Source organism: Streptomyces physcomitrii, from assembly GCF_012273655.1.
Taxonomy (GTDB): Bacteria; Actinomycetota; Actinomycetes; order Streptomycetales; family Streptomycetaceae; genus Streptomyces; species Streptomyces physcomitrii.
Map to the genome: position 1 here is coordinate 123979 of NZ_JAAWWP010000006.1, position 24106 is coordinate 148084.

The 24106-nt window shown below is 73.7% G+C and carries 23 protein-coding genes; 16 read left to right on the forward strand and 7 right to left on the reverse strand.

Annotation, left to right across the window (positions count from 1 at the left end; all coding sequences use genetic code 11):
- Positions 1-67: 67 nt before the first annotated feature.
- The 15 genes from HFV08_RS12200 to hypE all read left to right on the forward strand — a co-directional run bounded on the left by HFV08_RS12200 (position 68) and on the right by hypE (position 16531).
- Positions 68-2824 carry a SpoIIE family protein phosphatase gene (locus HFV08_RS12200; RefSeq protein WP_168538750.1) on the forward strand — a complete coding sequence of 919 codons (2757 nt, stop codon included), beginning with the start codon at positions 68-70 and terminating at the stop codon, positions 2822-2824.
- A gap of 168 nt (positions 2825-2992) precedes the next feature.
- Positions 2993-4084, forward strand: a complete 1092-nt coding sequence (locus tag HFV08_RS12205; protein ID WP_168538752.1) for an NADH-quinone oxidoreductase subunit B family protein — start codon at positions 2993-2995, stop codon at positions 4082-4084.
- Positions 4085-4195: 111 nt separating this feature from the next.
- A complete protein-coding gene (locus HFV08_RS12210; RefSeq protein ID WP_168538754.1) occupies positions 4196-5980 on the forward strand; it encodes a nickel-dependent hydrogenase large subunit in 1785 nt (594 codons plus the stop codon).
- The gene (locus HFV08_RS12215) at positions 5977-6513 is read left to right on the forward strand and encodes a NifU-related iron-sulfur-binding protein (protein ID WP_168538756.1); all 537 of its coding nucleotides are present in this window, start codon (positions 5977-5979) and stop codon (positions 6511-6513) included. The genes HFV08_RS12210 and HFV08_RS12215 overlap by 4 nt, the downstream gene beginning before the upstream one ends.
- Positions 6510-7166, forward strand: a complete 657-nt coding sequence (locus tag HFV08_RS12220) for a DUF5947 family protein (RefSeq protein ID WP_168538758.1) — start codon at positions 6510-6512, stop codon at positions 7164-7166. Before HFV08_RS12215 ends, HFV08_RS12220 begins: the two co-directional genes overlap by 4 nt.
- Complete coding sequence (locus HFV08_RS12225) at positions 7163-7867, forward strand: DUF6084 family protein (protein ID WP_168538760.1); 705 nt, start codon at positions 7163-7165, stop codon at positions 7865-7867. Before HFV08_RS12220 ends, HFV08_RS12225 begins: the two co-directional genes overlap by 4 nt.
- Positions 7867-9291 (forward strand): hypothetical protein, encoded by a 1425-nt coding sequence (locus tag HFV08_RS12230; protein WP_168538762.1) that lies wholly within the window; start codon positions 7867-7869, stop codon positions 9289-9291. Before HFV08_RS12225 ends, HFV08_RS12230 begins: the two co-directional genes overlap by 1 nt.
- Positions 9288-9875, forward strand: a complete 588-nt coding sequence (locus HFV08_RS12235; RefSeq protein ID WP_168538764.1) for a hydrogenase maturation protease — start codon at positions 9288-9290, stop codon at positions 9873-9875. Before HFV08_RS12230 ends, HFV08_RS12235 begins: the two co-directional genes overlap by 4 nt.
- A 93-nt stretch (positions 9876-9968) precedes the next feature.
- Complete coding sequence (locus HFV08_RS32525) at positions 9969-10070, forward strand: DUF6893 family small protein (protein ID WP_376770608.1); 102 nt, start codon at positions 9969-9971, stop codon at positions 10068-10070.
- Positions 10071-10191: 121 nt separating this feature from the next.
- Positions 10192-10572 carry a hydrogenase maturation nickel metallochaperone HypA/HybF gene (locus HFV08_RS12240; RefSeq protein ID WP_168538766.1) on the forward strand — a complete coding sequence of 127 codons (381 nt, stop codon included), beginning with the start codon at positions 10192-10194 and terminating at the stop codon, positions 10570-10572.
- A 5-nt stretch (positions 10573-10577) separates the two neighbouring features.
- Complete coding sequence (gene hypB, locus HFV08_RS12245; RefSeq protein ID WP_168538768.1) at positions 10578-11471, forward strand: hydrogenase nickel incorporation protein HypB; 894 nt, start codon at positions 10578-10580, stop codon at positions 11469-11471.
- A gap of 15 nt (positions 11472-11486) precedes the next feature.
- Positions 11487-13901: a carbamoyltransferase HypF gene (gene hypF, locus HFV08_RS12250; protein ID WP_168538770.1), complete on the forward strand. Its 2415-nt coding sequence runs from the start codon at positions 11487-11489 to the stop codon at positions 13899-13901.
- 101 nt (positions 13902-14002) lie between these two features.
- Positions 14003-14329, forward strand: coding sequence for a HypC/HybG/HupF family hydrogenase formation chaperone (locus tag HFV08_RS12255; protein ID WP_168538772.1), 327 nt, complete (start codon positions 14003-14005; stop codon positions 14327-14329).
- Positions 14326-15450: a hydrogenase formation protein HypD gene (gene hypD, locus HFV08_RS12260; RefSeq protein ID WP_168538774.1), complete on the forward strand. Its 1125-nt coding sequence runs from the start codon at positions 14326-14328 to the stop codon at positions 15448-15450. Before HFV08_RS12255 ends, hypD begins: the two co-directional genes overlap by 4 nt.
- Positions 15443-16531 carry a hydrogenase expression/formation protein HypE gene (hypE, locus tag HFV08_RS12265; RefSeq protein WP_168538776.1) on the forward strand — a complete coding sequence of 363 codons (1089 nt, stop codon included), beginning with the start codon at positions 15443-15445 and terminating at the stop codon, positions 16529-16531. Before hypD ends, hypE begins: the two co-directional genes overlap by 8 nt.
- Positions 16532-16580: 49 nt before the next feature.
- Here the strand turns inward: hypE and HFV08_RS12270 are convergent, their stop codons facing one another.
- Positions 16581-16952 (reverse strand): DUF1304 domain-containing protein, encoded by a 372-nt coding sequence (locus HFV08_RS12270; RefSeq protein ID WP_168538778.1) that lies wholly within the window; start codon positions 16950-16952, stop codon positions 16581-16583.
- A gap of 85 nt (positions 16953-17037) precedes the next feature.
- Entirely contained in the window at positions 17038-17721 is a 684-nt protein-coding gene (locus HFV08_RS12275; protein ID WP_168538780.1) for a hypothetical protein, read from the reverse strand.
- Positions 17722-17808: 87 nt separating this feature from the next.
- On the opposite strand from HFV08_RS12275, the gene HFV08_RS12280 reads away from it, so the two are divergent.
- Positions 17809-18534: a TetR/AcrR family transcriptional regulator gene (locus tag HFV08_RS12280; RefSeq protein WP_168538782.1), complete on the forward strand. Its 726-nt coding sequence runs from the start codon at positions 17809-17811 to the stop codon at positions 18532-18534.
- A gap of 90 nt (positions 18535-18624) precedes the next feature.
- Here the strand turns inward: HFV08_RS12280 and HFV08_RS12285 are convergent, their stop codons facing one another.
- Genes HFV08_RS12285 through HFV08_RS12305 form a run of 5 tightly spaced genes read right to left on the reverse strand, consistent with a single transcriptional unit; the run spans position 18625 to position 24100 of the window.
- Positions 18625-19404 carry an enoyl-CoA hydratase gene (locus tag HFV08_RS12285; RefSeq protein ID WP_168538784.1) on the reverse strand — a complete coding sequence of 260 codons (780 nt, stop codon included), beginning with the start codon at positions 19402-19404 and terminating at the stop codon, positions 18625-18627.
- On the reverse strand, positions 19401-20378 hold the full coding sequence (gene mmsB / locus HFV08_RS12290) for a 3-hydroxyisobutyrate dehydrogenase (RefSeq protein ID WP_168538786.1): 978 nt from the start codon (positions 20376-20378) through the stop codon (positions 19401-19403). Before mmsB ends, HFV08_RS12285 begins: the two co-directional genes overlap by 4 nt.
- A complete protein-coding gene (locus tag HFV08_RS12295) occupies positions 20375-21454 on the reverse strand; it encodes an enoyl-CoA hydratase/isomerase family protein (RefSeq protein ID WP_168538788.1) in 1080 nt (359 codons plus the stop codon). Before HFV08_RS12295 ends, mmsB begins: the two co-directional genes overlap by 4 nt.
- Entirely contained in the window at positions 21451-22596 is a 1146-nt protein-coding gene (locus tag HFV08_RS12300) for an acyl-CoA dehydrogenase family protein (RefSeq protein WP_168538790.1), read from the reverse strand. Before HFV08_RS12300 ends, HFV08_RS12295 begins: the two co-directional genes overlap by 4 nt.
- A 4-nt stretch (positions 22597-22600) precedes the next feature.
- Positions 22601-24100 carry a CoA-acylating methylmalonate-semialdehyde dehydrogenase gene (locus tag HFV08_RS12305; protein WP_168538792.1) on the reverse strand — a complete coding sequence of 500 codons (1500 nt, stop codon included), beginning with the start codon at positions 24098-24100 and terminating at the stop codon, positions 22601-22603.
- Between the last annotated feature and the right edge of the window lie 6 nt (positions 24101-24106).

Genomic DNA, 24106 nt, shown 5'->3' on the forward strand with positions numbered 1-24106 from the left:
GTCCACGCGGCACCCGTTCCTGTGCCGTTCGCTCGCGTCCCCCGAGGCCACGGGGTAGACATGGGGTATGGCCCGACTCAGGGGCCGACCCTGGAAGCAGTCCGGCCACTCGGGCGAGGGCCCACGCCCGAGTCGCGGCCGCCGGGGCCGGCAGCGCCGCGGCCCCCGTCCGTCGTGGCCGCGGCGGCTGTGGAACGCCGCGCGCGGCCGCAGCGTCGCCGGCCAGATGTTCGTCCTGCAGGCGCTGATCGTGCTCGTCCTGGTCGTGGCCGCCGTGGTGGCGATGCTGATCCAGGCGCGGGACGACCGCTTCCAGGCCGCCCGGGACCGCTCGCTGGCCGCCGCCGAGGCCTTCGCCCACTCGCCCGGACTCGTCGAGACCCTGCGCGGACCCGATCCGAGCGCTGAGCTGCAACCGCGCACCGAGGCCGCCCGGATGCTCGGCGGGGTCGACTTCATCGTGGTGATGAACCGCGAGGGCATCCGCTACACCCACCCCCGCCCCGAACTCATCGGCAAGCGCTTCGTCGGCACCATCGAGCCCTCGCTGTCCGGCCGGATCACCGTCGAACGGGTCTCCGGCCCGCTCGGCCAGGAGGTCCAGGTCGTCGTCCCGGTCACCGACGCCCGCGGCAGGATCGTCGCCCTGGTCTCGGCGGGCGTGCGGGTCAGCGAGGTCAGCAGCGCCTTCGAGCGGCAGCTGCCCGTCGTCCTCGGCGTCAGCGCCGCCGCCCTCGCCCTCGCCACCGCGGGCACCGCCCTGGTCACCAGACGCCTGCGGCGGCAGACCCACGGCCTCGGCCCCAGCGAGATGACCCGGATGTACGAGCACCACGACGCGGTGCTGCACTCCGTACGCGAGGGCGTCCTGATCGTCAGCGGCGACGGCCGGGTGCTGCTCGCCAACGACGAGGCCCGCCGCCTCCTCGGCCTGCCCCCGGACTCCGAGGGCGCCCGCGTCGCCGACCTCGGCCTCGACCCGCGCATCGCCGAGCTGCTCGCCTCCCGCCGCGCCGCCACCGACGAGGTCGTCCCCGTACAGGACCTGCTGCTCGCGGTGAACAACCGGCCCACCGACCGGGCCGGCGGACCCCCGGGCAGCGTGGCCACCCTGCGCGACTCCACCGAACTGCGCGCCCTCGCCGGAAAGGCCGAGGCCGCCCAGGGGCGCCTGAGGCTGCTGTACGAGGCGAGTGTGCGGGTCGGCACCACCCTGGACGTGCAGCGCACCGCGGACGAGCTGACCCAGGTGTCCGTGCCCGGCTTCGCCGACACCGCCACGGTCGACCTCGCCGAGGCGGTGCTGCGCGGCGAGGAGCCGCGCCCGGCGACCGGCCAGGAGGCGCCCCAGCTGCGCCGTATCAGCCTGACCGGGGCGCACGGCACGCACCCGCTGTACCGGCCCGGCGACCTGGTCACCTTCGCCGCGCCCACCCCGCAGGCCACCGGCTTCACCGGCGGGGAGCCCGTACTCGTCCGGGACATGCGGACCTCGGACGGCTGGCGCACCCAGGGCGCCGAGCGCTCGCAGGACGTGCTCGACCACGGCTACCGGTCGATGATCACCGTGCCGCTGAAGGCGCGGGGCGTGCTGATGGGCATCGTCAACTACTGGCGCACCGCCGAGGGCGAGCCCTTCGAGGAGGAGGACCTCTCGCTCGCCGAGGAACTCGCCGCCCGCGCCGCGGTCTGCATCGACAACGCGCGCCGCTTCACCCGCGAGCACGAGATGGCGGTCACCCTCCAGCGCAGCCTGCTGCCCCGCGCCCTGCCCGAGCAGAACGCCCTCGACATCGCCTACCGCTATCTGCCGGCCCAGTCCGGGGTCGGCGGCGACTGGTTCGATGTGATCCCGCTGCCGGGTGCCCGGGTCGCGCTCGTGGTCGGCGACGTCGTCGGGCACGGCATGCACGCCGCCGCCACCATGGGGCGGCTGCGTACGGCGGTGCAGAACTTCTCCTCGCTCGACCTGCCGCCGGACGAGCTGCTCGGCCTCCTCGACGAACTCATCGCCCGCATCGACCAGGAGAACACCGCCGCCGGCATCGAGACCGCCCTCGCTGGCGCCACCTGCGTCTACGCGATCTACGACCCGGCCTCCGGCCTCTGCCAGCTGGCCCGCGCCGGGCACCCGATGCCCGCGGTGGTGCGACCGGACGGCAGCGTCGACTTCCCCGACATCCCGGTGGGCCCGCCGCTCGGCGTCGGCAACCTGCCCTTCGAGGCGGCCGAACTGCACCTGCCCGAGGGCAGCAGCCTGGTCCTGTACACCGACGGGCTCATCGAGGACCGCAGCCGCGACATCGACGTCGGCATGGAGATGCTGCGGGCCGCGCTCTCCCGGCCGGGGCTCAGCCCCGAGGACTCCTGCGAGGCGGTGCTGCGGGCCCTGCTGCCGGCCCGCCCCGGCGACGACATCGCCCTGCTCGTCGCCCGCACCCGGGTCCTCGCCGCGGACCAGGCCGTCAGCTGGCAGGTGCCGCCGGAACCGGCCGCGGTCGCGGGCGCCCGCGCCGAGCTGGCCCGGCACCTCGTGGAGTGGGGCCTGCCGGACGCCGTCTTCACCGCCGAGCTGATCCTCAGCGAACTGATCACCAACGGCATCCGCTACGCCTCCGGGCCGATCGGCATCCGCCTGCTCCGCGACCGGAGCCTGATCTGCGAGGTCTCCGACACCAGCAGCACCTCGCCGCATCTGCGCTCGGCCGCCGCCGAGGACGAGGGCGGCCGCGGCCTCTTCCTCATCAGCCAGCTCGCCGAGCGCTGGGGCACCCGGTACACCCCCGAGGGCAAGGTCATCTGGGCCGAACTGCCGCTGTCCTGAGCCCGGCGGGCGGCGCCGCGCGGGACACCGGGGGCGGCCTGACGGAGGCGTCGGGACCTGCTCACCGCAATGGACCCTTCCGGATCGCGGCACGGCGTGGCGGCGCGTACCCAGGAAGGTGCGCCGCGTTAGGTGGCGTCTGTCGCACACCCGACCAAGGAGGCATCCATGCCGGATGCGAAACCGTCTCCTTCCGCCACGGCCACTGCGAACCCCCCGGACCCGGCAGAGGACGAGGCGCCGATCCATATCCTGTGGATCAACGCGGGGCTGAGCTGCGACGGCGACTCCGTCGCCCTGACGGCGGCCACGCAGCCGAGCATCGAGGAAATCGCGCTGCGCGCCCTGCCCGGTCTGCCGAAGATCGCCGTGCACTGGCCGCTGATCGACTTCGAGTCGGGCCCCGTCCAGGGCGCCGACACCTTCATCGAGTGGTTCTTCAAGGCCGACCGCGGCGAACTGGAGCCCTTCGTCCTCGTCATCGAGGGCTCCATCCCCAACGAGGCGATCAAGCCCGAGGGTTACTGGAGCGGCTTCGGCGACAACCCGGAGACCGGCCAGCCGATCACCACCAGCGAATGGCTCGACCGGCTCGCCCCGAAGGCCCTCGCCGTCGTCGCCATCGGCACCTGCGCCACCTACGGCGGCATCCACGCCATGGAGGGCAACCCGACCGGGGCGATGGGCGTGCCCGACTACCTGGGCTGGGACTGGAAGTCGAAGGCGGGCATCCCGATCGTCTGCGTGCCCGGCTGCCCGATCCAGCCGGACAATTTCGCCGAGACCCTGACCTACCTCCTCTACCAGGCCGCGGGCTCGGCCCCGATGATCCCGCTGGACGACAAGCTGCGCCCGACCTGGCTGTTCGGCGCCACCGTGCACGAGGGCTGCGACCGGGCCGGCTACTACGAGCAGGGCCAGTTCGCCGAGACCTACGACTCGCCCACCTGCCTGGTGAAGCTGGGCTGCTGGGGACCGGTCGTCAAGTGCAACGTCCCCAAGCGCGGCTGGATGGACGGCATCGGGGGCTGCCCCAATGTCGGCGGCATCTGCATCGCCTGCACCATGCCGGGCTTCCCCGACAAGTTCATGCCGTTCATGGACGAGCCGCCCGGCGGCAAGATCTCGTCCACCGCGAGCGGACTCTACGGAGCCGCCATCCGCAGGCTCCGCGGCATCACCGCGAAGACGGTCGACAAGGAGCCCAAGTGGCGCCACACCGGCCGCGAACTCACCACGGGCTACGGCAGGCCCTGGTAACCGCAACCCCCTGCGGCCCGGTCCCGGCGACCGGGCCGCATCCGCGCTTCAACCGGGCGGCCGCACGGCCGCCCGCCCCCACGCCCGACGAAGAAGAGTACGGAGCACGCGATGGCATCCCCTCCGAAGGTGGCCAAGGACGGCAGCGGCCTGACGGAGATGTCCTGGGATCCGATCACCCGGATCGTGGGAAGTCTCGGCATCCACACGAAGATCGACTTCAAGCAGAAGCGCGTCGCGGAGTGCTACAGCACCTCGTCCGTCTTCCGCGGCTACAGCGTCTTCATGCGCGGCAAGGACCCCCGCGACGCGCACTTCATCACCAGCCGCATCTGCGGAATCTGCGGTGACAACCACGCCACCTGCTCGGTCTACGCGCAGAACATGGCCTACGGGGTGAAGCCCCCGCACCTCGGCGAGTGGATCATCAACCTCGGCGAGTCCGCGGAGTACATGTTCGACCACAACATCTACCAGGAGAACCTGGTGGGGGTGGACTACTGCGAGAAGATGGTCCGCGAGACCAACCCGGGCGTCCTCGACCTCGCCGAGCGCACCGAGGCCCCGCACGCCGCGGAGCACGGCTACCGCACCATCGCCGACATCATGCGCTCGCTCAACCCCCTTGAGGGCGAGTTCTACCGCGAGGCGCTCCAGGTCAGCCGCTACACCCGCGAGATGTTCTGCCTGATGGAGGGCCGCCATGTGCACCCCTCCACCCTCTACGCGGGCGGCGTCGGCACGGTCGCCTCCGTCCAGCTCTTCACCGACTACCTCAGCCGCCTCATGCGGTACGTGGAGTTCATGAAGCGCGTCGTCCCGCTCCACGACGACCTCTTCGACTTCTTCTACGAGGCCCTGCCCGGCTACGAGGAGGTCGGCCGCCGCCGCGTGCTGCTCGGCTGCTGGGGCGCCCTGAACGACCCGGAGTACTGCGACTTCACGTACGCCAACATGTCCGAGTGGGGACGGAAGATGTTCGTCACCCCGGGCGTCATCGTGGACGGCAAGCTGGTCACCAACGACCTCACGAAGATCAACCTCGGGATCCGCATCCTGCTCGGCAGCTCCTACTACCAGGACTGGGAGGGCCAGGAGCAGTTCGTCACCCACGACCCGCTCGGCAACCCGGTCGACCCGCGCCACCCGTGGAACCAGCACACCATCCCGGCGCCGCAGAAGCGGGACTTCGACGACAAGTACAGCTGGGTGATGTCCCCGCGCTGGTTCGACGGCAAGGACTACCTCGCCCTGGACACCGGCGGCGGCCCCATCGCCCGGCTGTGGTCCACCGCGCTGTCCGGCCTCGTCGACACCGGGTACGTGAAGGCCACCGGGCACAGCGTGATCATCAACCTGCCGCGTTCGCTGACCAAGCCGGAGACCACCTTCGAGTGGAAGATCCCGAAGTGGAGCAACGCCCTGGAGCGCAACCGGGCGCGCACCTACTTCCAGGCCTACAGCGCGGCGATCGCCCTGCACGCCGCCGAGAAGGCCCTTGAGGAGGTGCGCGCCGGACGCACCCAGACCTGGGAGAAGTTCGAGGTCCCGGACGAGAGCATCGGCTGCGGCTTCACCGAGGCGGTACGCGGCGTCCTCTCGCACCACATGGTCATCCGCGACGGCAAGATCGCCAACTACCACCCGTACCCGCCCACCCCGTGGAACGCGAGCGTGCGGGACTCCTACGGCACCCCGGGCCCGTACGAGGACGCGGTGCAGAACACGCCCATCTTCGAGGAGAACACCCCGGAGAACTTCAAGGGCATCGACATCATGCGGGCCGTCCGCAGCTTCGACCCCTGTCTGCCCTGCGGCGTGCACATGTACGTCGGCGGCGGCAAGACGCTGCAGAAGATGCACGTGCCCACCGGCCTCAGCGGGCTGGGCGGATGAGCGCCGAGGCCACCGGCGCCCGCGTGGAGGAAATCCTCGACGGCCTCACCGCCAAGGGCGGCCCCGCGGTCGCCGAGGCCGCCGAGGAACTGGTGCGCGCCCTCATGGAGTTCTACGGCGCGGGCCTCGCCCGCCTGGTCGACCGGCTCTCCGGCACCTCCGGCAACCCGCTGGGCGCGCTGCTCGGCGACGAGCTGGTCGCGGGCCTGCTCGTGCTGCACGGGCTGCACCCGGAGGACCGCGAGCAGCGCGTCGCCCGCGCCCTGTCCGCCGCCGAGGCCGGCGACCTGCGGGTGACCGGCTTCGACGAGGAGAGCGGCGAACTGCGCCTGACCAAGCCGGAGGGCGGCGGCTGCGGCTGCCCGAGCACCAGCGGCGCGGTCGAGCAGCGCGTGGCGGCCGCCCTCTCCTGCTTCGCGCCCGAGGTGACCGAGGTGACGCTGGAGCAGTCCGCGCCGCGCGAACCCGCCCTGCTGCAGATCGGCACCCGGCCCCCGGGGGCGGCGGCGAACGGCCCGGCGGTCGCCCGGTGAACGAGCCGGCCGCCCCGGGCGGCACCGCGAGGACGCAGACGGGGCTGCGCCGCTTCATCGGCGCGCGCCAGCCCCGCGTCGAGCACTGCGAGCTGTGCGCGGTGGTGCTCCCCGAGAGCCACCGCCATCTCGTCGACACCGAGAACCGGTCCCTGACCTGCGCCTGCGTGGCCTGCGCGATGCTCTTCGACCGCCCCGGCGCGGCGACCGGGCGCTTCCGCACGGTCCCCGACCGGCGCCTGCGGGACCCCTCGCTGCGGATCGGGGCGGCCGAGTGGCAGAGCCTCGGCATCCCGGTCGGCATGGCGTACTTCTTCCGCAACTCGGCCCTGGACCACATCGTCTCGCTGTACCCGAGCCCGGCCGGGGCCACCGAGAGCGAACTCGACACCGAGGTCTGGGAGTCCGTCTTCGGCGGCTCCCCGCTGGCCGCCGCGATGCAGCCGGACGTGGAGGCCCTCCTGGTCCGCCGCACCGACCGGGTCGCCTGCTACCTCGTACCGATCGACGCGGCCTACGAACTGGTCGGCCGGATGCGGCTGCACTGGCAGGGCTTCGACGGCGGCGCCGAGGCCCGCGCCGAGCTGGACGCCTTCTTCGCCGAGCTGGACGCCCGGGCGGTGCCGGTGCGGCAGCCGGAGGAGGGCCCATGAGCGAGCTGCGGTTCACCTGCGTGGGAGTGCGCGCGGAGCCCTATGCCGCGGGGCCCACCCTGGTCTTCCGGGTGCGGATCACCGCCCCGCCCGGCGAGCGGGTGCACGCCCTCGCGCTGCGCTGCCAGATCCGTATCGAACCGGCCCGCCGCCGCTACGAGGACGCGGAGGCCGAGGGCCTCGGCGATCTCTTCGGCGTGCGTTCCCGCTGGGGCAGCACCATGCACCCGGTGCAGTTCGCGCAGGCCTCCGTGGTGGTCCCCGGCTTCACCGGCGAGGGCGAGGTCGACCTCCCGGTGCCCTGCACCTACGACATGGACATCGCCGCCACCCGCTACCTCGACGCCCTCACCCAGGGAGAGGTGCCCTTCCTGCTGCTCTTCTCCGGCACCGCCTTCCACGGCGCTGGCGGCTTCGAGGTGCACCCGGTGCCCTGGGACAAGGAGGCCGTCTGCCGGATGCCGGTGGCGGTGTGGCGGGAGATGGTCGAGCAGCACTTCCCCGGCTGCGGGTGGCTGCGGCTGCCCCGCTCCGCCATGGACGAGCTGCTCGCCTACCGCTCCCGGCACGCCCTGCCGTCCTGGGAGGCGACCGTACGCGCCCTGCTGGAGTCCGCCGACCGCGGCGGGCGACAAGCCCCGGAGACCGGCGGTCCGCTGCCCGCCGCCCTGGCCACACTGACCGAGGAGGCCGGTGCCTGATGACGAGCACCCCGCCCGCCCCCGCCCCGGACACCCGCCTGGACACCGCGGCCCTGGTCGCGGACGCCGTCCTCTTCGAGGGGTACGTCCTCTACCCGTACCGGGCGTCCGCCGCCAAGAACCGGATGCGCTGGCAGTTCGGCGTCCTGGTGCCGCCCTCCTGGGGCGGCGACAGCGCCGAGCACAGCGCGCAGCGCACCGAGTGCCTGATGGAGCCGCGCGGCGGGGCGAGCCTGCGGGTGCGGCTGCGGTTCCTGCACGCGCAGCGGCGCACCGTCGAGGAGCAGGGCCCGGACGGTACTCACCACGAGGTGGAGAGCCTGGAGCTGCCCGACCGCGTCCTGTCCGCCTGGGACGAGGGCGTCGAGGAGCAGGTCGAACTCACCGTGGACGTCGGCGACTTGGCCGAGGAGGGTGCCGAACTCCCGTTCGCGCGGCCCGCCTCGGAGGAGCACGAGGCGGTCATCGGCGCCGACGGGGAGCCGGTCGGCCGACTGGTCCGGCGGCGCGAGCGGATCGAGGGCGTGCTCCGGCTGTCCGCGACCGAACTGCCGGGCCCCTACCGGGTGTTGAGGCTCACCGCCACGGTGGAGAACACCAGCCGCTGGCGTCCCGGCGAGGGCGCGGCGGCCGACCGCGCCGCGGCGCTGCCGCACTCCCTGGTCTCGGCCCATCTGATCCTCGGCCTGACCGCCGGGTCCTTCCTGTCCATGACCGACCCGCCGGAGTGGGCCCGGACGGCGGTGGCCGAGTGCCGCAACGAGCGCACCTGGCCGGTGCTCTGCGGCGAGGACGGCGCCGCGGACGTCGTCCTGTCCTCGCCGATCATCCTGGCGGACCACCCCCGGATCGCCCCCGAGAGCCCGGGCGCCCTCTACGACGCCACCGAGATCGACGAGATCCTCGCGCTGCGCACCGCGGCCCTCACCGACCAGGAGAAGCGCGAGGCCCGCGGCACCGACGACCGGGCCGGCGCCGTCATCGACCTGGCCGACAGCCTGCCCCCGGAGATGCTCGACCGCCTGCACGGCGCGGTCCGCGGCCTGCGCGAGATCACCGACCCCGCGGTGCCCCCGCCGTCGGAGGACACCCCTCACGTCCCCGGGGTGGCCGAGGGCACCCCCTGGTGGGACCCGGGCGCGGACCGCAGCGTCGACCCGGATCGCGACCGCGTCCTCGTCGACGGCGCCAGCCTCGGCGCGGGCAGCCGGGTGCTGCTGCGCCCCGGCAAGCGGCGCACCGACGCCCAGGACCTGTTCCTGCACGGGCGCCGGGCCCTGGTCGAGGCGGTCCTGCACGACGTGGACGGGCAGGTGCACCTCGCGGTGACCGTGGACGACGACCCGGGGGCCGAACTGCGGCGCGTACAGGGCCGGTTCCTGTACTTCCAGCCGGACGAAGTGACCCCGCTGGAGGACGCGTGAACGGCACCGCGGAGCCCGCCGCCGGGGGCCGCACCCTGGTCGCGGGCATCGGCAACATCTTCCTCGGCGACGACGGCTTCGGCGTCGAGACCGTACGGCGCCTGCGGGAGCGCGCGCTGCCCCCGGACGTGGAACTCGCCGACATCGGCGTCCGCGGGGTGCACCTGGCCTACCAACTCCTCGACGGCTACGGCACGGTGATCCTTGTCGACGCCGTGCAGCGCGGCGCCGCACCCGGCACCGTCCACCTGATCGAGGTGCGCGAGGCCGACCGCGCCGAGCCGGGCACCCCGGTGATCGACGGGCACCGCATGTCCCCGGACACGGTGCTCGCCCTGCTCGGCACCCTGACCGCGGGGACCGGGCAGAGCGGCCCCGGGCGCGTCCTCGTCGTCGGCTGCGAGCCCGCCTCGGTGGACGAGGGCATGGGGCTCAGCGCTCCCGTCGAGGCCGCCCTGGACGAGGCGGTGCGCCTGGTGCTCGGCCTCCTCGAAGCCGGCCCCGAGAGCGCGGCGCCGCCCGGCCACGGAACGGCACCGGCCCCCGGTGGCCCGGGGCTCGTACCGCAGGGCCATGAGGCCTGAACCCGTACCGCTGCACCCGTACCACCCGTACCGCCCGTACGCGCCCTCCGCCGACCGCGGCGGACGGGAGACCCCTGACGAAGGAGCACGGCCATGTGGAAGTTCCTGATCGGTTCCGTCGCCGCGGCGGCCGCCTGCGCGGTCGCGGTGAATCTGCCCGACATCAGGCGGTATCTGAAGATCCGCGCCATGTGAGATCCGATCGGCGTACCTGGGGCGGGGCCACGGCGTGGCAGTCCCGTGCTCCCGGGCACCGGCCCTGTAATGGGACCGGCCCGCGAAAACGGGTCATACCGCCCGCCCCAGGAAGTGACCGATGCACGAGATGTCCATCGCGCTGGCCGTCGTCGGCCAGGTCGAGGAAGCGGCGGAAGCGGGCGGGGCGGCCGGGGTCGACTCGGTGACCCTGCAGGTCGGTGAGCTGGCCGGGGTGGTACCCGAATCCCTGCAGTTCTGCTTCGCGCTGGCCTGCGAGGGCACCCTGCTGCACGGCGCCGCACTCCGTACCGAACAGGTGCCCGGCCGCGCGCGCTGCGTGCCCTGCGCCCGGCAGTGGCCCACCGGCATGCCCCCGCAGCTGAGCTGCGAGCGGTGCGGCGGGGCCGCCACGGAACTGCTCTCGGGCCGCGAACTGCAGATCCTCACCGTGCACTGGGCCGAGAGCCGGCAGCACGAACCCGTCGTCAAGGAGCCGTGAAGCCCATGTGCCGAGTCGTCGATCTGCAGCAGGCGGTCCTCGCCAAGAACGACCAGTGCGCACGGCGGTTGCGCACCGAGCTGGGGGCGCTCGGCACCGCCGTGGTCAACCTCCTCTCCAGCCCCGGCAGCGGCAAGACGGCACTCCTGGAGGCCGAACTCGCCCTGGCGAAGGAGCGGTCGGTGCCGGTGGCCGCGCTCACCGCCGACCTGGCCACCGAGAACGACGCCCGCCGCCTCGCCCGCTCGGGCGCCCCGGTCAAGCAGGTGCTCACCGACGGGCTGTGCCATCTGGAGGCGCACATGCTCGGCGCGCATCTGGAGGGCTGGCTGCCCGAGGACACCCGGCTGCTCTTCGTCGAGAACGTCGGCAACCTGGTCTGCCCCGCCTCCTACGACCTCGGCGAGACCCTGCGGGTGGCGCTCGCCGCGGTCACCGAGGGCGAGGACAAGCCGCTGAAGTACCCCACCGCCTTCGGCCTCGCGCACCTGGTGGTCGTCACCAAGCACGACCTCGCGCGGGCGGTCGGTTTCGACGAGGCGGCCTTCCTGGCAGGCGTCCGGCAGGTCAACCCGGGCGTCGAGGTGGTCTTCACCTCCGCCCGCGACGGCGAGGGGGCCGGAGTGCTCCTGGACCGGGCCCTGGCCGCCCGCGAGGGCGGCACCGTCCACCAGCCCGTGATGGCCCGTCAGCTCGCCACCGAACGCGCCGCCTACGGCTACGACCAGGAGCACGACCACGCGCACGATCACGGCCATGCACACGACCACGACCACGGTCACGAGCACGCGCACGCCCATGAGCACCCGCACGAGCACGCCCACGCGCACGGGGCGGACGCCCACCAGCCCGCCGGGCACGAACACGTGCACCACCGCGACGGCGCCGCGGCCCGCTGAGCGCGACGAACCGCCATGACAGGAGAACCGGCCCAGACGGTCGCCGAGGGCCCGCCTTCGGGAGTGCGGCGCAGCCGTGTCCTGGTCCGCGGAGTCGTCCAGGGGGTCGGCTTCCGCCCGTATGTCTTCGCGCTCGCCGGGCGGCTCGGGCTCTCCGGGCACGTCACGAACACCGGGGACGGAGTGCTCGCCGAGGTCGAGGGCAGCGCCGAGGCGGTCGCCGCCTTCCGCGCGCGCATCGGTCCGGAGGCGCCCCCGCTGGCCCGGGTCGAATCCGTCAGCCATCAGGATCTGGCCGCCGAGGGCGGCGCCGGATTCCGGATCACCGCCTCCCGCACCGGCGGCCCCGCGCGCACCCTGGTCTCCCCGGACACCGCCACCTGCGAGGACTGCCTCGCCGAGCTCCGCGACCCCGGTGACCGGCGCCACCGCCACCCCTTCATCACCTGCACCAACTGCGGCCCCCGCTTCACGATCGTCACCGGGCTGCCCTACGACCGCGCCCACACCACCATGGCCGGCTTCCCGATGTGCGCCCGGTGCGCGGCGGAGTACACGGACCCCGCCGACCGCCGCTTCCACGCCCAGCCCGTCGCCTGCCACGACTGCGGGCCCCGGCTGCGGCTGCTCGTACGCGGCGACGGCCCGGCGGGGGAGGGGGCGGCGGGGGAGTCCTGGACCGAGGTGCGCACCGATCCGGTGGCCGAGGCGCGGCGGCTGCTCGCGGACGGCGCGATCGTCGCCGTGAAGGGGCTCGGCGGCTACCACCTCGCCTGCGACGCCGGGAACGAGGCGAGCGTGCGGCTGCTGCGGGAGCGCAAGGCCCGCGGCGGCAAGCCCTTCGCCGTCATGGCCCGCAGCCTCGACGACCTCGCGGGCCTGGTCAGCCCGGACGCGGCCGAACGCGCCCTGCTCACCGGCGGCATCCGCCCCGTCGTGCTGCTGCGCAGGACCGGCACCGGACCGCACCCGGCGCTCTCGGCGGCGGTCGCCCCCGGCAGCGCCGACCTCGGGGTGATGCTCCCCTACACCCCGCTGCACCATCTGCTGCTCGGGCTGCCCGGGGATCCACCGGGACCTCGGCTGCTCGTGATGACCAGCGGCAACCTCGGCGGCGAGCCCATCGTCACCGGCGAGGACGAGGCGCGGGAGCGGCTCGGTCCGCTCGCCGACGCGCTGCTCGGCCACGACCGGCCCATCCATGTGCCCTGCGACGACTCGGTGGTGCGGGTGTGCGCGGGCGAGGAACTGCCGCTGCGCCGCTCCCGCGGCTACGCACCGCTGCCGGTGCCGCTTCCGCTGCCCGTCGCCCCGGCCCTCGCGGTCGGCGGCGACCTCAAGAACACCTTCTGTCTGGGCGCGGGCCGCCGGGCCTGGCTCTCCGCGCACATCGGCGACATGGACGACCTGGCCACCCTCGCCGCCTTCGGCCGTGCCGAGCGGCAGTTGGCCTCCCTGACCGGGGTCGCGCCCGAACTGCTCGCCGCCGACCGCCACCCCGGCTACCGCTCCGCCCGCTGGGCCCGCGGCGCCGCCGAGGGGCGGCCGCTGCACCAGGTGCAGCACCACCACGCACATATCGCCTCGGTGCTGGCGGAGAACCAACTCGACGGCAGCACACGGGTGTTGGGCCTCGCCTTCGACGGCACCGGCTACGGCGAGGACGGTGCCGTCTGGGGCGGCGAGTTTTTGCTCGCCGACTACACCGGCTTCCTGCGCTTCGCCCATCTGCGGTACGTGCCCCTGCCGGGCGGGGACGCGGCCGTACGCCACCCCTGGCGGATGGCCCTGGCCCACCTCCGGGCGGCGGGCCTGCCCTGGGACCCGGGGCTGCCCTCGGTCGCGGCCTGCCCGCCGGAGCAACTACCGCTGCTCGCAAGGCAGTTGGAGCGCGGGATCAACTGCGTGCCCACCTCCAGCATGGGCCGCCTCTTCGACGCGGTCTCCTCGCTCGCCGGGATCTGCCAGCACGCCGGATACGAGGCGCAGGCCGCCCTGGAGCTGGAGGCCGCCGCGGTCTCCTGGGGCCGACCGGTCGACGGCGCCTACGAGTTCGGCCTGACCGGGCAGGCGGGAGCCGCGCTGCGGGCGGACCCCGGGCCGGTACTCGCCGCCGTGGTGGCCGAACTGCGGGCGGGGGTGCCGCGGGAGCTGGTCGCGGCGCGCTTCCACCAGTCCCTGGCCGGGCTCGTGCGCCGCGTCTGCGGGCGGGCGCGCGAGGAGCACGGCGTCGAGGCGGTGGCGCTGACCGGAGGAGTCTTCGCCAACGCGGTACTGCTCGGGGCCTGCACCCGGGCGCTGCGCGCGGACGGCTTCACGGTGCTGCGGCACCGGCTCGTCCCACCGGGCGACGGCGGGCTCGCCCTCGGCCAGTTGATGGTCGCCGCCCATGCGGCGGCCCCGGCACCGGGCGGCGGCCCCCGGCCCTGACCGGAACCACCCGCGCCCGCCACGCGGCGGCACCCGTACGGCGGTACGGACCCCGCACCTCGCACCACCCAGACCGTGACAGCAGAACGAGGAGAAAGCCCATGTGCCTGGCGGTACCCGGCAAAGTCCTGGAGATCGAGGAACGGGACGGCACCCGCATGGCGAGTGTCGACTTCGGCGGCGTGGTGAAGGACGTCTGCCTGGAATACCTGCCGGACCTCCAGGTCGGCGAATACACCATCGTGCACGTCGGATTCGCGCTGCAGCGCCTGGACGAGGAGTCGGCCCGCCGGACCCTCGCCCTCTTCGAGGACCTCGGGCTGCTCCAGGAGGAGTTCGGCGACCCCTGGGAGGCGGCGGCCTGGGCGGGAGAAGAGGTCCCGCCGGTAGCGGGCACGGCGCACGCACCGCAGGAGGCGCAGCAGTGAAGTACATCGACGAGTTCCAGAACCCGGAGCTGGCGAAACGCCTGCTCGACGACATCCACGCCACCGTCACCCGCCCCTGGGCCCTGATGGAGGTCTGCGGCGGCCAGACGCACTCCATCATCCGGCACGGGATCGACCAACTCCTGCCCGAGGAGATCGAGTTGATCCACGGGCCCGGCTGCCCGGTGTGCGTGACCCCGCTCGAACTCATCGACAAGGCGCTGGAGATCGCCTCCCGGCCCGGGGTGATCTTCTGCTCCTTCGGGGACATGCTGAGGGTGCCCGGCACCGGCCGCGACCTCTTCCAGGTCCGCTCCCGGGGCGGCGACGTACGGATCGTCTACTCGCCGCTCGACGCGCTGAAGATCGCCCAGGACAACCCCGACCGCGAGGTCGTCTTCTTCGGCATCGGTTTCGAGACCACCGCCCCGCCCAACGCCATGACGGTCCATCAGGCCAGGCGGCTCGGTATCCGCAACTTCAGCCTGCTCGTCTCGCATGTGCGGGTGCCCCCGGCCGTCGAGGCCATCATGCAGTCGGCGGACTGCCGGGTGCAGGCCTTCCTCGCCGCCGGGCACGTGTGCAGCGTGATGGGCACCGAGGAGTACCCGGAGCTGGCCGAGCGCCATCAAGTCCCCATCGTGGTCACCGGGTTCGAGCCGCTGGACATCCTGGAGGGCGTGCGGCGCGCGGTGCGGCAGCTGGAGCGCGGCGAGCACCGGGTCGAGAACGCCTACCCGCGCGCGGTGCGGGCCGAGGGCAACAAGGCGGCCCGGGCGATGCTGGAGGACATCTTCGAGGTGACCGACCGAGGCTGGCGCGGCATCGGTGTGATCCCGGCCAGCGGCTGGCGACTCGCCCCGCACTACCGGGAGTTCGACGCCGAGTACCGCTTCTCGGTCACCGGCATCACCACCACCGAACCCGCCGAGTGCCGCAGCGGCGAGGTGCTGCAAGGGCTCCTCAAACCGCACGAGTGCGAGGCCTTCGGCACCACCTGCACCCCCCGCAATCCCCTGGGCGCGACCATGGTCTCCAGCGAAGGAGCCTGCGCCGCCTACTACTTGTACCGCCGCCTCGGCGGTACGCCCGCACCCCTGGAGGCGAGCCCCGTTGTCTGAGACCACCGACCTGGCCCAAGTCGCCCCGGCCGCACCGGACTTCTCCGGCTGGACCTGCCCCGCGCCGCTGCGCGACCAGGAGCGCATCGTGATGGGGCACGGCGGCGGCGGTGCGCTGTCGGCCGAACTCGTCGAGCATGTCTTCGCCCCCGCCTTCGGGGGCCGGGTGCTCTCCTCGCTCGCCGACTCGGCCGCCGTCGAACTGGGCGGCGCCCGCCTCGCGTTCTCCACCGACTCCTTCGTGGTACGGCCGCTGTTCTTCCCCGGCGGCAGCATCGGCGACCTCGCCGTCAACGGCACGGTCAACGACCTCGCCATGAGCGGGGCCCGCGCCGCCTACCTCTCCTGCGGGTTCATCCTGGAGGAGGGCGTCGAGATGGCGGTGGTGGCGCGGGTCGCCGAGGCGCTGGGCGCCGCCGCACGCACGGCGGGCGTCGAGGTCGCCACCGGGGACACCAAGGTCGTCGAGGCGGGCCGCGGGGACGGGATCTACCTCAACACCTCCGGCATCGGGCTCATCCCTCAGGGCGTCGACATCCGCCCGCAGCGCGCCACCCCGGGCGATGTGGTGCTCGTCAGCGGTCCGATCGGCGAGCACGGGGTCGCCGTGCTGAGCGTGCGCGAGGGGCTGGAGTTCGGGGTGGGCGTCAAGAGCGACTGCGCCGCCCTCGGCTCCCTCGTCGAGGCCATGCTCGCCGTCACCCCCGACATCCATGTGCTGCGGGACCCCACCCGCGGCGGGCTCGCCAGTGCTCTCGGCGAGATCGCCGTGGCGGCCTCGGTCGGGGTAACGCTGCGCGAGCGGGACATCCCGGTGCCGCCCGAAGTGGCCAATGCCTGCGCCATCCTGGGCCTGGACCCGATGTACGTCGCCAACGAGGGCAAGCTGGTCGCCTTCGTGCCCCCGGCCCACGCCGAGGCCGTACTGGCCGCGATGCGGGCGCATCCGCTGGGCGCCGGGGCGGCGGCCATCGGTGAGTGCGTAAAGGCGCATCCGGGCATGGTCACGGTCCGTACCGCGCTCGGCGGCACCCGGGTGGTGGACCTCCCGATCGGCGAGCAACTGCCGCGTATCTGCTGAGACGGCAAGGGAGTCGGACCGCCCGCGGGTACCGGAGCCCGCGGGCGGTTCAGTGCGCGAGGAGGACGGCGCCGAGCCCCAGGGCGGCCGGGAGCGCCTGCACCGCCAGGATGCGCCGGGAGACGGTGGCCGCGCCGTACGCCCCGGCGACCAGCACGCAGCCGAGGAAGAAGACCGCCGGGGCGAAGCCCTCGCCGCCCGGGCCCCCGGAGGCCAGCAGCGCCCAGACCAGGCCCGCGGTGAGAAAGCCGTTGTACAGGCCCTGGTTGGCGGCGAGCGCGGCGCTCTGCTCGGCGAACTCCTCCGTGGTGCCGAAGACCGCGCGACCGCGCGGGGTGCGCCAGAGGAACATCTCCAGGACCAGGAAGTACAGATGGAGTGCGGCCACGAGGCCCACGAGAAGAGAGGCGAGGATGTTCACGGTGCTGCGGCACTCCTGACGGCGGTACGGGACGGGTGGCCGGGGCGCTGCTCGCCCCGGTGGAGCGGGCGGCGCCCGCCCCGGGTCATGAGGGGAGCTGGGCGGGCAGGCAGTCGCGCGGGACGAAGTACCAGCCCTGTCGGCCGACGCCCTCGGTGTCGCCCGCCCGCGGGTCGCGGACCATCACCCACCGGCCGTCCCGGGAGACATAGCGCCACTGCACGGTCTGCCCCACCGCCACCTGTCCGTCCACCGGGGCGCTGGGCGCGCTCGGGACCTCCCAGGGGCGTACGTTGCCGTAGCCGCGGATGTGACTGCCGTCCCAGGTGGCGCAGGCGGCACCGGCCACGGTCGCCACGCTCGCGCCGTCGGTGTCGCTGCCGCCGATCTGGCCGTTGGTGAACTGCTCGACCGGCATGGTCGCCGCCGCGCCGCAGCTGTCGGCCTGCGCGGCGTCCCCGGAGAGCGCGCCCGAGTAGATCCACAGGCAGTTGTCGAGGTCGCCGTGCACGCGGGCCCAGCGGTAGCCGGCGTCCTGCTCCCCGTGGACGTCCACGGTCCAGTCCCGGTAGGCCGTGCCGATCACATAGGAGCGCGGGGCGCGGCGCAGCAGCGTGTAGTCGGTGTCGACCCGCTTGCGCAGGGCGGCGTCGGCGGTCGAGGCGCCGCCGACCACCGCGAGCGGGACCACCGCCCCCGCGGCCACGGTCACCAGGCCCAGCACAAGGGCGTTCATCCTGCGGAAGGTGCTCTTTCCTCGCCTGCTCACGGGGCCTCCTGGGGCCGGCTCACGCACGTAGAGTCCTGTCGGGGCGGCCGCTCCAACTCAAAGAAACTCTAGGGTACTTCTGAAGATATGCACAACGACCCGGCATCCGGCCCGAGCGAACAGCCCCTCGGCTCGCTCGGCCGCACTCATGAGAACCGGCCAGGGCTGCCCCGCGGCCGCAGCAGCCTGAGCAGCGAGGAAGTGGGATCCGCGCAGCGGGACCGGCTGGTACGCGCCATGATCGCGGCGACCGCCGAGCAGGGCTACCCGGCGGTCATGATCGCGGACGTGGTCCGCCGCGCACGGGTCTCCCGCAAGGCCTTCTACGCGCACTTCGCGGACAAGCAGGCCTGTTTCCTGGCCGCCGCCGACCTCGGTGTCGCCCTGATGTTCCGCCGCGTCGCCGAGGCGGTGGCGGCGGTGGGAGAGGCCCCCGAACCGCTGGCGCCGCTGCGGGCCGGACTCGGCGCCTACCTCCGATTCCTCGCCGGGGAACCGGAGTTCGCCCGGGTCTTCCTGGTCGAGGGGCTGGCCGCCGGGCCCGCCGCCCTGGAGCGCTTCGCCGCCGCGCACCGCCGCTTCGCCGAGCTGACCCGCCGCTGGTACGAGGCGGCGCGCACCGGCCACCCCGACTGGGCCGAGGCCCCGGACGCCGCCTACACCGCGGTCATCGGCGCCCTGCACGAACTCGTCGCGGTGGAGGTGCGCGCCCGGCGCACCGCCGCCCTCCCGGAGCTGGAGGGGACGGTGCTGCGGGTGCACCGGGCGCTGCTGATGGGGTGGCCCGGCGGCGCACCGGACCGGGAGGGGTGACGGTGCGCCGGGACCGCGCCCGGCGGGCCCGGCGCGCGGGAGCCTCGCGGTGCCCGGCGGAAGTCACCTGCCCCCGCCGGGCGTTCGTGCTCAGCCGTGCCGGAACTCCGGCGGGCGCTTCTCGCTGAAGGCCCGCATGCCCTCCTTCTGGTCGGCGGTCGCGAACACCGCGTGGAACAGGCGGCGTTCGAAGCGCACGCCCTCGGCGAGGGTGGTCTCGAAGGAGCGGTTCACCGCCTCCTTGGCCATCATCGCCACCGGGGCGGACATGCCCGCGATGGTCTCCGCGACCGCGAGCGCCTCGGCGAGGAGTTCCCCGGCGGGCACGATCCGGGAGACGAGACCGGCGCGTTCGGCCTCCTCGGCGTCCATGGTCCGGCCGGTCAGGCACAGCTCCATCGCCTTGGCCTTGCCGACGGCGCGGGTCAGCCGCTGGGAGCCGCCGATGCCCGGGATCACCCCGAGCTTGATCTCCGGCTGGCCGAAGACGGCGGTGTCGGCGGCGAGCAGCACATCGCAGAGCATGGCCAACTCGCAGCCGCCGCCCAGCGCGTAGCCGCTCACCGCGGCGACGGTCGGGGTGCGCAGCTGCCCGAGCCGGTCCCAGGCGGCGAACCAGTCGCTGAGGTACATGTCCAGGTACTGCCGCGGCTCCATCTCCTTGATGTCCGCCCCGGCCGCGAAGGCCTTCGCGGAGCCGGTGAGGACCAGGCAGCCGACCTCCGGGTCCCGGTCCAGCTCCCGGGTCGCCGCCACGACCTCCTCCATCACCCGGAGGTTGAGCGCGTTCAGCGCCTCGGGGCGGTTCAGGGTGAGCAGGGCGGTGCGGCCCTTGCGTTCGACGAGGATCGTCTCGTAGGGCTCGCTCATGTCAACTCGTCCTTCTCGTCGTGATGTTGGGGGTCGGGCTGAACGGGGCCGGCCTGTCCGCCGGGGCGCCGCGCGGGTCCGGCGGCGGACCGGGCCCGGATGGACCGGACGATCCCGGAGAAGTCCCGGTCGGCGCCCTCGCCTTCGGCGTAGGCCGCGTACAAGGCCGCTGCCCGCAGGCCGAGTTCGGTGTCGACCCCGCCCGCGCGGGCGGCGTCGGCGGCGAGGCCGAGGTCCTTGGCCATCAGCGGTGCGGCGAAGCCCGGCCGGTAGTCGCGGTTGGCCGGGCTGCCCGGAACCGGCCCGGGCACCGGGCAGTTGACGGTCAGCGCCCAGCACTGGCCGGAGGCGGCCGAGGCCACGTCGAAGAGGGCCCGGTCGGAGAGGCCGAGGCTGTCGGCGAGGACGAAGGCCTCGCTGACCGCGATCATCGAGATGCCGAGGATCATGTTGTTGCAGATCTTGGCGGCCTGACCGGCGCCCGCGCCGCCGCAGTGCACCACCTTGCGGCCCATGGCCGCGAGCAGCGGCTCGGCCGCGGCGAACTCGGCCTCGCCGCCGCCCGCCATGAAGGTGAGGGTGGCCGCCTCGGCGCCCGTCACCCCGCCGGAGACCGGGGCGTCCAGGGCCCGGTGCCCCGCGCCGACCGCGGCCCGGTGGGCGGCGCGGGAGTCGGCGACGTCGATGGTCGAGCAGTCGACGAAGAGGGTGCCGGGCCGCGCCGCGGCGAGCAGACCGCCCTCGCCGTAGAGGGCGAGGACCTGGCGCCCGGCGGGCAGCATGGTGAGCACCACCTCGGCCTCTGCCGCGGCGGCGGTCGCGGAGGCGGCGGGCTCGACCCCGGCCCCGGCCGCGGCGGCCAGTGCCTCGGGGACGGGGTCGTAACCGAGCACGCTGTGCCCGGCTTTGACGAGGTTGGCGGCCATGGGGCCGCCCATGTGGCCGAGGCCGAGGAAGGCGACGGTCGTGGTCACCAGGGCACCTCCTGAGGGAAGTCGTCGGCGGCGAGGGCGAGTTCGCCCGCACCGAGCGGGGCGAAGAACCGCGCCACCAGCTCCTCGGTCACCTCGGTGAGGGTGGCCGGGGACCAGCGCGGATCGCGGTCCTTGTCGATCACCTGGGCACGGATGCCCTCCACCAGGTCGGGGGAGGAGAGCGCCGCCGAGGAGACCCGGTACTCCTGCTCCAGCACCCGCTCCAGCGGCCCGAGTCCACGGGCGCGGCGCAGGGCGGCCAGAGTGACCTTGAGCGCGGTGGGGGACTTGGTGAGCAGGGTCGCCGCGGCCTGTCCGGCGGCCGGGGCTCCGCTCGCGAGCAGCCGGTCCAGGATCTCCTCGACCGTGTCCGCGGCGTAGCAGTGGTCGATCCACTCGCGCTGCTCCTCCAGCTGCCCGGGCGGGGCCTCGCCCACCTGGGCGCGGACCGCCTCCGCCACTGAGCCCCCGCGCAGCGCGTCGAGGAAGGCCGGGAGCCGTGCGGAGGGCACGAAGTGGTCGGCGAGTCCGCAGACCAGCGCGTCCCGTGCGCCCAATGCCGCCCCGGTGAGGGCGAGATGGGTGCCCAGCTCGCCGGGTGCCAGGGCGAGCAGATAGGTGCCGCCGACGTCCGGGACGAAGCCGATCCCGGTCTCCGGCATGGCCACCTTGGAGCGCTCGGTGACGATGCGGACGCTGCCGTGCGCGGAGACCCCGACGCCGCCGCCCATCACGATGCCGTCCATCAGGGCGACGTACGGCTTGGGATAGCGCGCGATCCGGGCGTTGAGGCGGTATTCGGCGCGCCAGAAGGCGGTCGAGGCCTGCCCGCCGCCGGTGCGGGCGTCCTCGTGGATGGCGCGGATGTCGCCGCCCGCGCAGAGCCCGCGCTCCCCGGCGCCGCTCAGGACGACTGCCCCGACCGCCGGGTCGTGCTCCCAGTCGTCGAGGGCGGCGGCGAGCAGTTCGACCATCTCGTGGGTCAGGGCATTCAGGGCCCGCGGCCGGTTCAGGACGAGGCGGCCGAGGCCGTCCTCGATCCAGGCCCGCACCGGGGCCTCGGTGGGCTCGCTCATCCGCGTGCTCCCGTCAGGCTCCGGGCGACGATGACGCGCATGATCTCGTTGGTCCCTTCCAGGATCTGGTGGACCCGCAGGTCCCGGACGATCTTCTCCACCCCGTACTCGGCCAAGTAGCCGTAGCCGCCGTGCAGTTGCAGCGCCCGGTCGGCGACGGAGAAGCCGGTGTCGGTGGCGAAGCGCTTGGCCATGGCGCACAGCTGCGGGGCGTCCGCGGTGCCCTGGTCGAGGGCGTCCGCGGCCTGCCGTACGAGGGCCCGGGCGGCGGCGAGTTCGGTGGCCATGTCGGCGAGCCGGAACTGCAGGGCCTGGGCGTCCAGCAGGGTGGCGCCGAAGGCCTCCCGGTCGCGCAGATGGGCCAGGCCCCGGTCCAGGGCGTTCTGCGCGCCGCCGAGCGAGCAGGCGGCGATGCCGAGGCGGCCGCCGTTGAGGCCGTTCATGGCGATCCGGAAGCCGCCGCCCTCCGGCCCGAGCAGCCGGTCGGCGGGCAGCCGCACCCCGTCGAGCAGGACCTGCCGGGTGGGCTGGGCGTTCCAGCCCATCTTGCGTTCGTTCGGGCCGAAGGAGAGGCCGGGGTCGTCGCGTTCGACGAGGAAGGCCGAGATCCCGCCGGGTCCGTCCGCGCCGGTACGCGCCATGACCACGTACACCTGGGAGGCGCCCGCCCCGGAGATGAACTGCTTCACCCCGGTCAGCACCCAGTGGTCCCCGTCGCGCACCGCGCGGGTGCGCAGGGCGGCGGCGTCGGAGCCCGCGCCCGGTTCGGTGAGGCAGTAGCTGCCGAGCTGCTCCATGGCGCACAGCGCGGGCAGGAAGCGGGCCCGCTGGGCGGGGGAGCCGTAGCGGTCGATCATCCAGCCGACCATGTTGTGGATGGAGAGGTAGCCCGCGATCGAGGGGCAGCCGGTGGCCAGCGCCTCGAAGATGAGCACCCCGTCGGCGCGGAAGAGCCCCGAACCGCCCAGGTCCTCGCGGACGTAGACCCCGCCGAGGCCGAGAGCCGCGGCCTTGCGGAGCACGTCGACGGGGAAGTGCTTGTCCTGGTCCCAGCCGAGGGCGCCCGGGGCGAGATGCTCGCGGGCGAAGTCCAAGGTGGTTTCGACGACGGCGAGTTGGTCCTCGTTGAGGAGAGTGGTCATGCCGTCACCCCATGGTCGGGATGGTGAAGCTCGCGCCCTCCTTGGCCCCGGAAGGCCAGCGCGAGGTGACGGTCTTGGTACGGGTGCAGAAGCGGACCGCGTCCGGGCCGTGCTGCCCCAGGTCGCCGAAGCCGGACCGCTTCCAGCCGCCGAAGGTGTGGTAGGCCACCGGCACCGGGATCGGCACGTTGACGCCGACCATGCCGGTGTCCACCCGCCGGGTGAAGTCGCGGGCCGTGTCGCCGTCCCGGGTGAAGAGCGCGACGCCGTTGCCGTAGGCGTGCTCGGTGGGCAGCCGCAGGGCCTCCTCGTAGTCGGCGGCGCGGACCACCGAGAGGACCGGGCCGAAGATCTCCTCCTGGTAGATCCGCATCGCCGGGGTGACCCGGTCGAAGAGCGAGGCCCCGGCGAAGAAGCCGCCCTCGTGCCCCTTGAGCGTGAAGTCCCGTCCGTCCACGACGAGTTCGGCGCCCTCCTGGACACCGAGGTCCACATGGCCGCGGACCCGGTCGACGGCGTCCCGGCCGATCAGCGGGCCGAAGTCCGCCGCCGGGTCGTCGCTGCGGCCGATGCGCAGGGAGCCGATCCGCTCCTTGAGGCGGGCGACCAGTGCCTCGGCGGTCTCCTCGCCGACCGGCACCGCCACCGAGATCGCCATGCACCGCTCGCCCGCCGAGCCGTAGCCCGCGCCGACCAGCGCGTCCACGGCCTGGTCGAGGTCCGCGTCGGGCATCACGATCAGGTGGTTCTTGGCGCCGCCGAAGCACTGCGCCCGCTTGCCGTGCGCGGCGGCGGTGGCGTAGATGTGCGCGGCGATCGGCGTGGAGCCGACGAAGCCGAGCGCCTGGACGCGCGGGTCCGCGAGGAGGGTGTCCACGGCCTCCTTGCCGCCGTTGACGACATTGAGGACGCCCGGCGGCAGACCCGCCTCCAGGAAGAGCTCCGCGAGCCGCAGCGGCACCGAGGGGTCGCGCTCGGAGGGCTTGAGGACGAAGGAGTTGCCGCAGGCCAGGGCGGGCGCCGCCTGCCACAGCGGGATCATCGCGGGGAAGTTGAAGGGGGTGATGCCCGCGATCACGCCGAGCGGGCGCCGCAGCGAGTGGACGTCGATCCCGGCTCCGGCGTTGTCGGTGAACTCGCCCTTGAGCAGGTGCGGGATGCCCGCGGCGAACTCCACCACGTCGAGGCCGCGCGCGAGGTCGCCGTGCGCGTCCGCGACGGTCTTGCCGTGCTCGGCGGAGAGCAGCCGGGCCAGCGACTCCCGTTCGCCCTCGACGAGTTGGAGGAAGCGCAGCAGGACCCGGGCGCGGCGCTGCGGGTTCCACTCGCCCCACTCGCGCTGCGCCTCGGCGGCGTCCGCGACGGCCGCCCCGGTCTCGGCGCGGCCGGCCAGCGGCACCCTGGCCTGCACCTCGCCGGTGTTGGGGTCGTAGACATCGCCGTACGCGCCCGAGGTTCCCGGGGTGTGCTCGCCGCCGATGAAATGGGTCAGTTCACGGACCATGGAAAG

Bases quoted from the DNA above. Each gene is read 5' to 3' on its own strand.
- HFV08_RS12205 (WP_168538752.1), top strand. From the start codon at position 2,993: ATGCCGGATGCGAAACCGTCTCCTTCCGCCACGGCCACTGCGAACCCC.
- HFV08_RS12230 (WP_168538762.1), top strand. From the start codon at position 7,867: ATGACGAGCACCCCGCCCGCCCCCGCCCCGGACACCCGCCTGGACACC.
- HFV08_RS12305 (WP_168538792.1), bottom strand. From the start codon at position 24,100: ATGGTCCGTGAACTGACCCATTTCATCGGCGGCGAGCACACCCCGGGA.
- HFV08_RS12200 (WP_168538750.1), top strand. From the start codon at position 68: ATGGCCCGACTCAGGGGCCGACCCTGGAAGCAGTCCGGCCACTCGGGC.
- HFV08_RS12280 (WP_168538782.1), top strand. From the start codon at position 17,809: ATGCACAACGACCCGGCATCCGGCCCGAGCGAACAGCCCCTCGGCTCG.
- hypB (WP_168538768.1), top strand. From the start codon at position 10,578: ATGTGCCGAGTCGTCGATCTGCAGCAGGCGGTCCTCGCCAAGAACGAC.
- HFV08_RS12215 (WP_168538756.1), top strand. From the start codon at position 5,977: ATGAGCGCCGAGGCCACCGGCGCCCGCGTGGAGGAAATCCTCGACGGC.
- HFV08_RS12225 (WP_168538760.1), top strand. From the start codon at position 7,163: ATGAGCGAGCTGCGGTTCACCTGCGTGGGAGTGCGCGCGGAGCCCTAT.
- HFV08_RS12285 (WP_168538784.1), bottom strand. From the start codon at position 19,404: ATGAGCGAGCCCTACGAGACGATCCTCGTCGAACGCAAGGGCCGCACC.
- HFV08_RS12300 (WP_168538790.1), bottom strand. From the start codon at position 22,596: ATGACCACTCTCCTCAACGAGGACCAACTCGCCGTCGTCGAAACCACC.
- HFV08_RS12255 (WP_168538772.1), top strand. From the start codon at position 14,003: ATGTGCCTGGCGGTACCCGGCAAAGTCCTGGAGATCGAGGAACGGGAC.
- HFV08_RS12210 (WP_168538754.1), top strand. From the start codon at position 4,196: ATGGCATCCCCTCCGAAGGTGGCCAAGGACGGCAGCGGCCTGACGGAG.
- HFV08_RS32525 (WP_376770608.1), top strand. From the start codon at position 9,969: ATGTGGAAGTTCCTGATCGGTTCCGTCGCCGCGGCGGCCGCCTGCGCG.
- hypF (WP_168538770.1), top strand. From the start codon at position 11,487: ATGACAGGAGAACCGGCCCAGACGGTCGCCGAGGGCCCGCCTTCGGGA.
- HFV08_RS12295 (WP_168538788.1), bottom strand. From the start codon at position 21,454: ATGAGCGAGCCCACCGAGGCCCCGGTGCGGGCCTGGATCGAGGACGGC.
- HFV08_RS12240 (WP_168538766.1), top strand. From the start codon at position 10,192: ATGCACGAGATGTCCATCGCGCTGGCCGTCGTCGGCCAGGTCGAGGAA.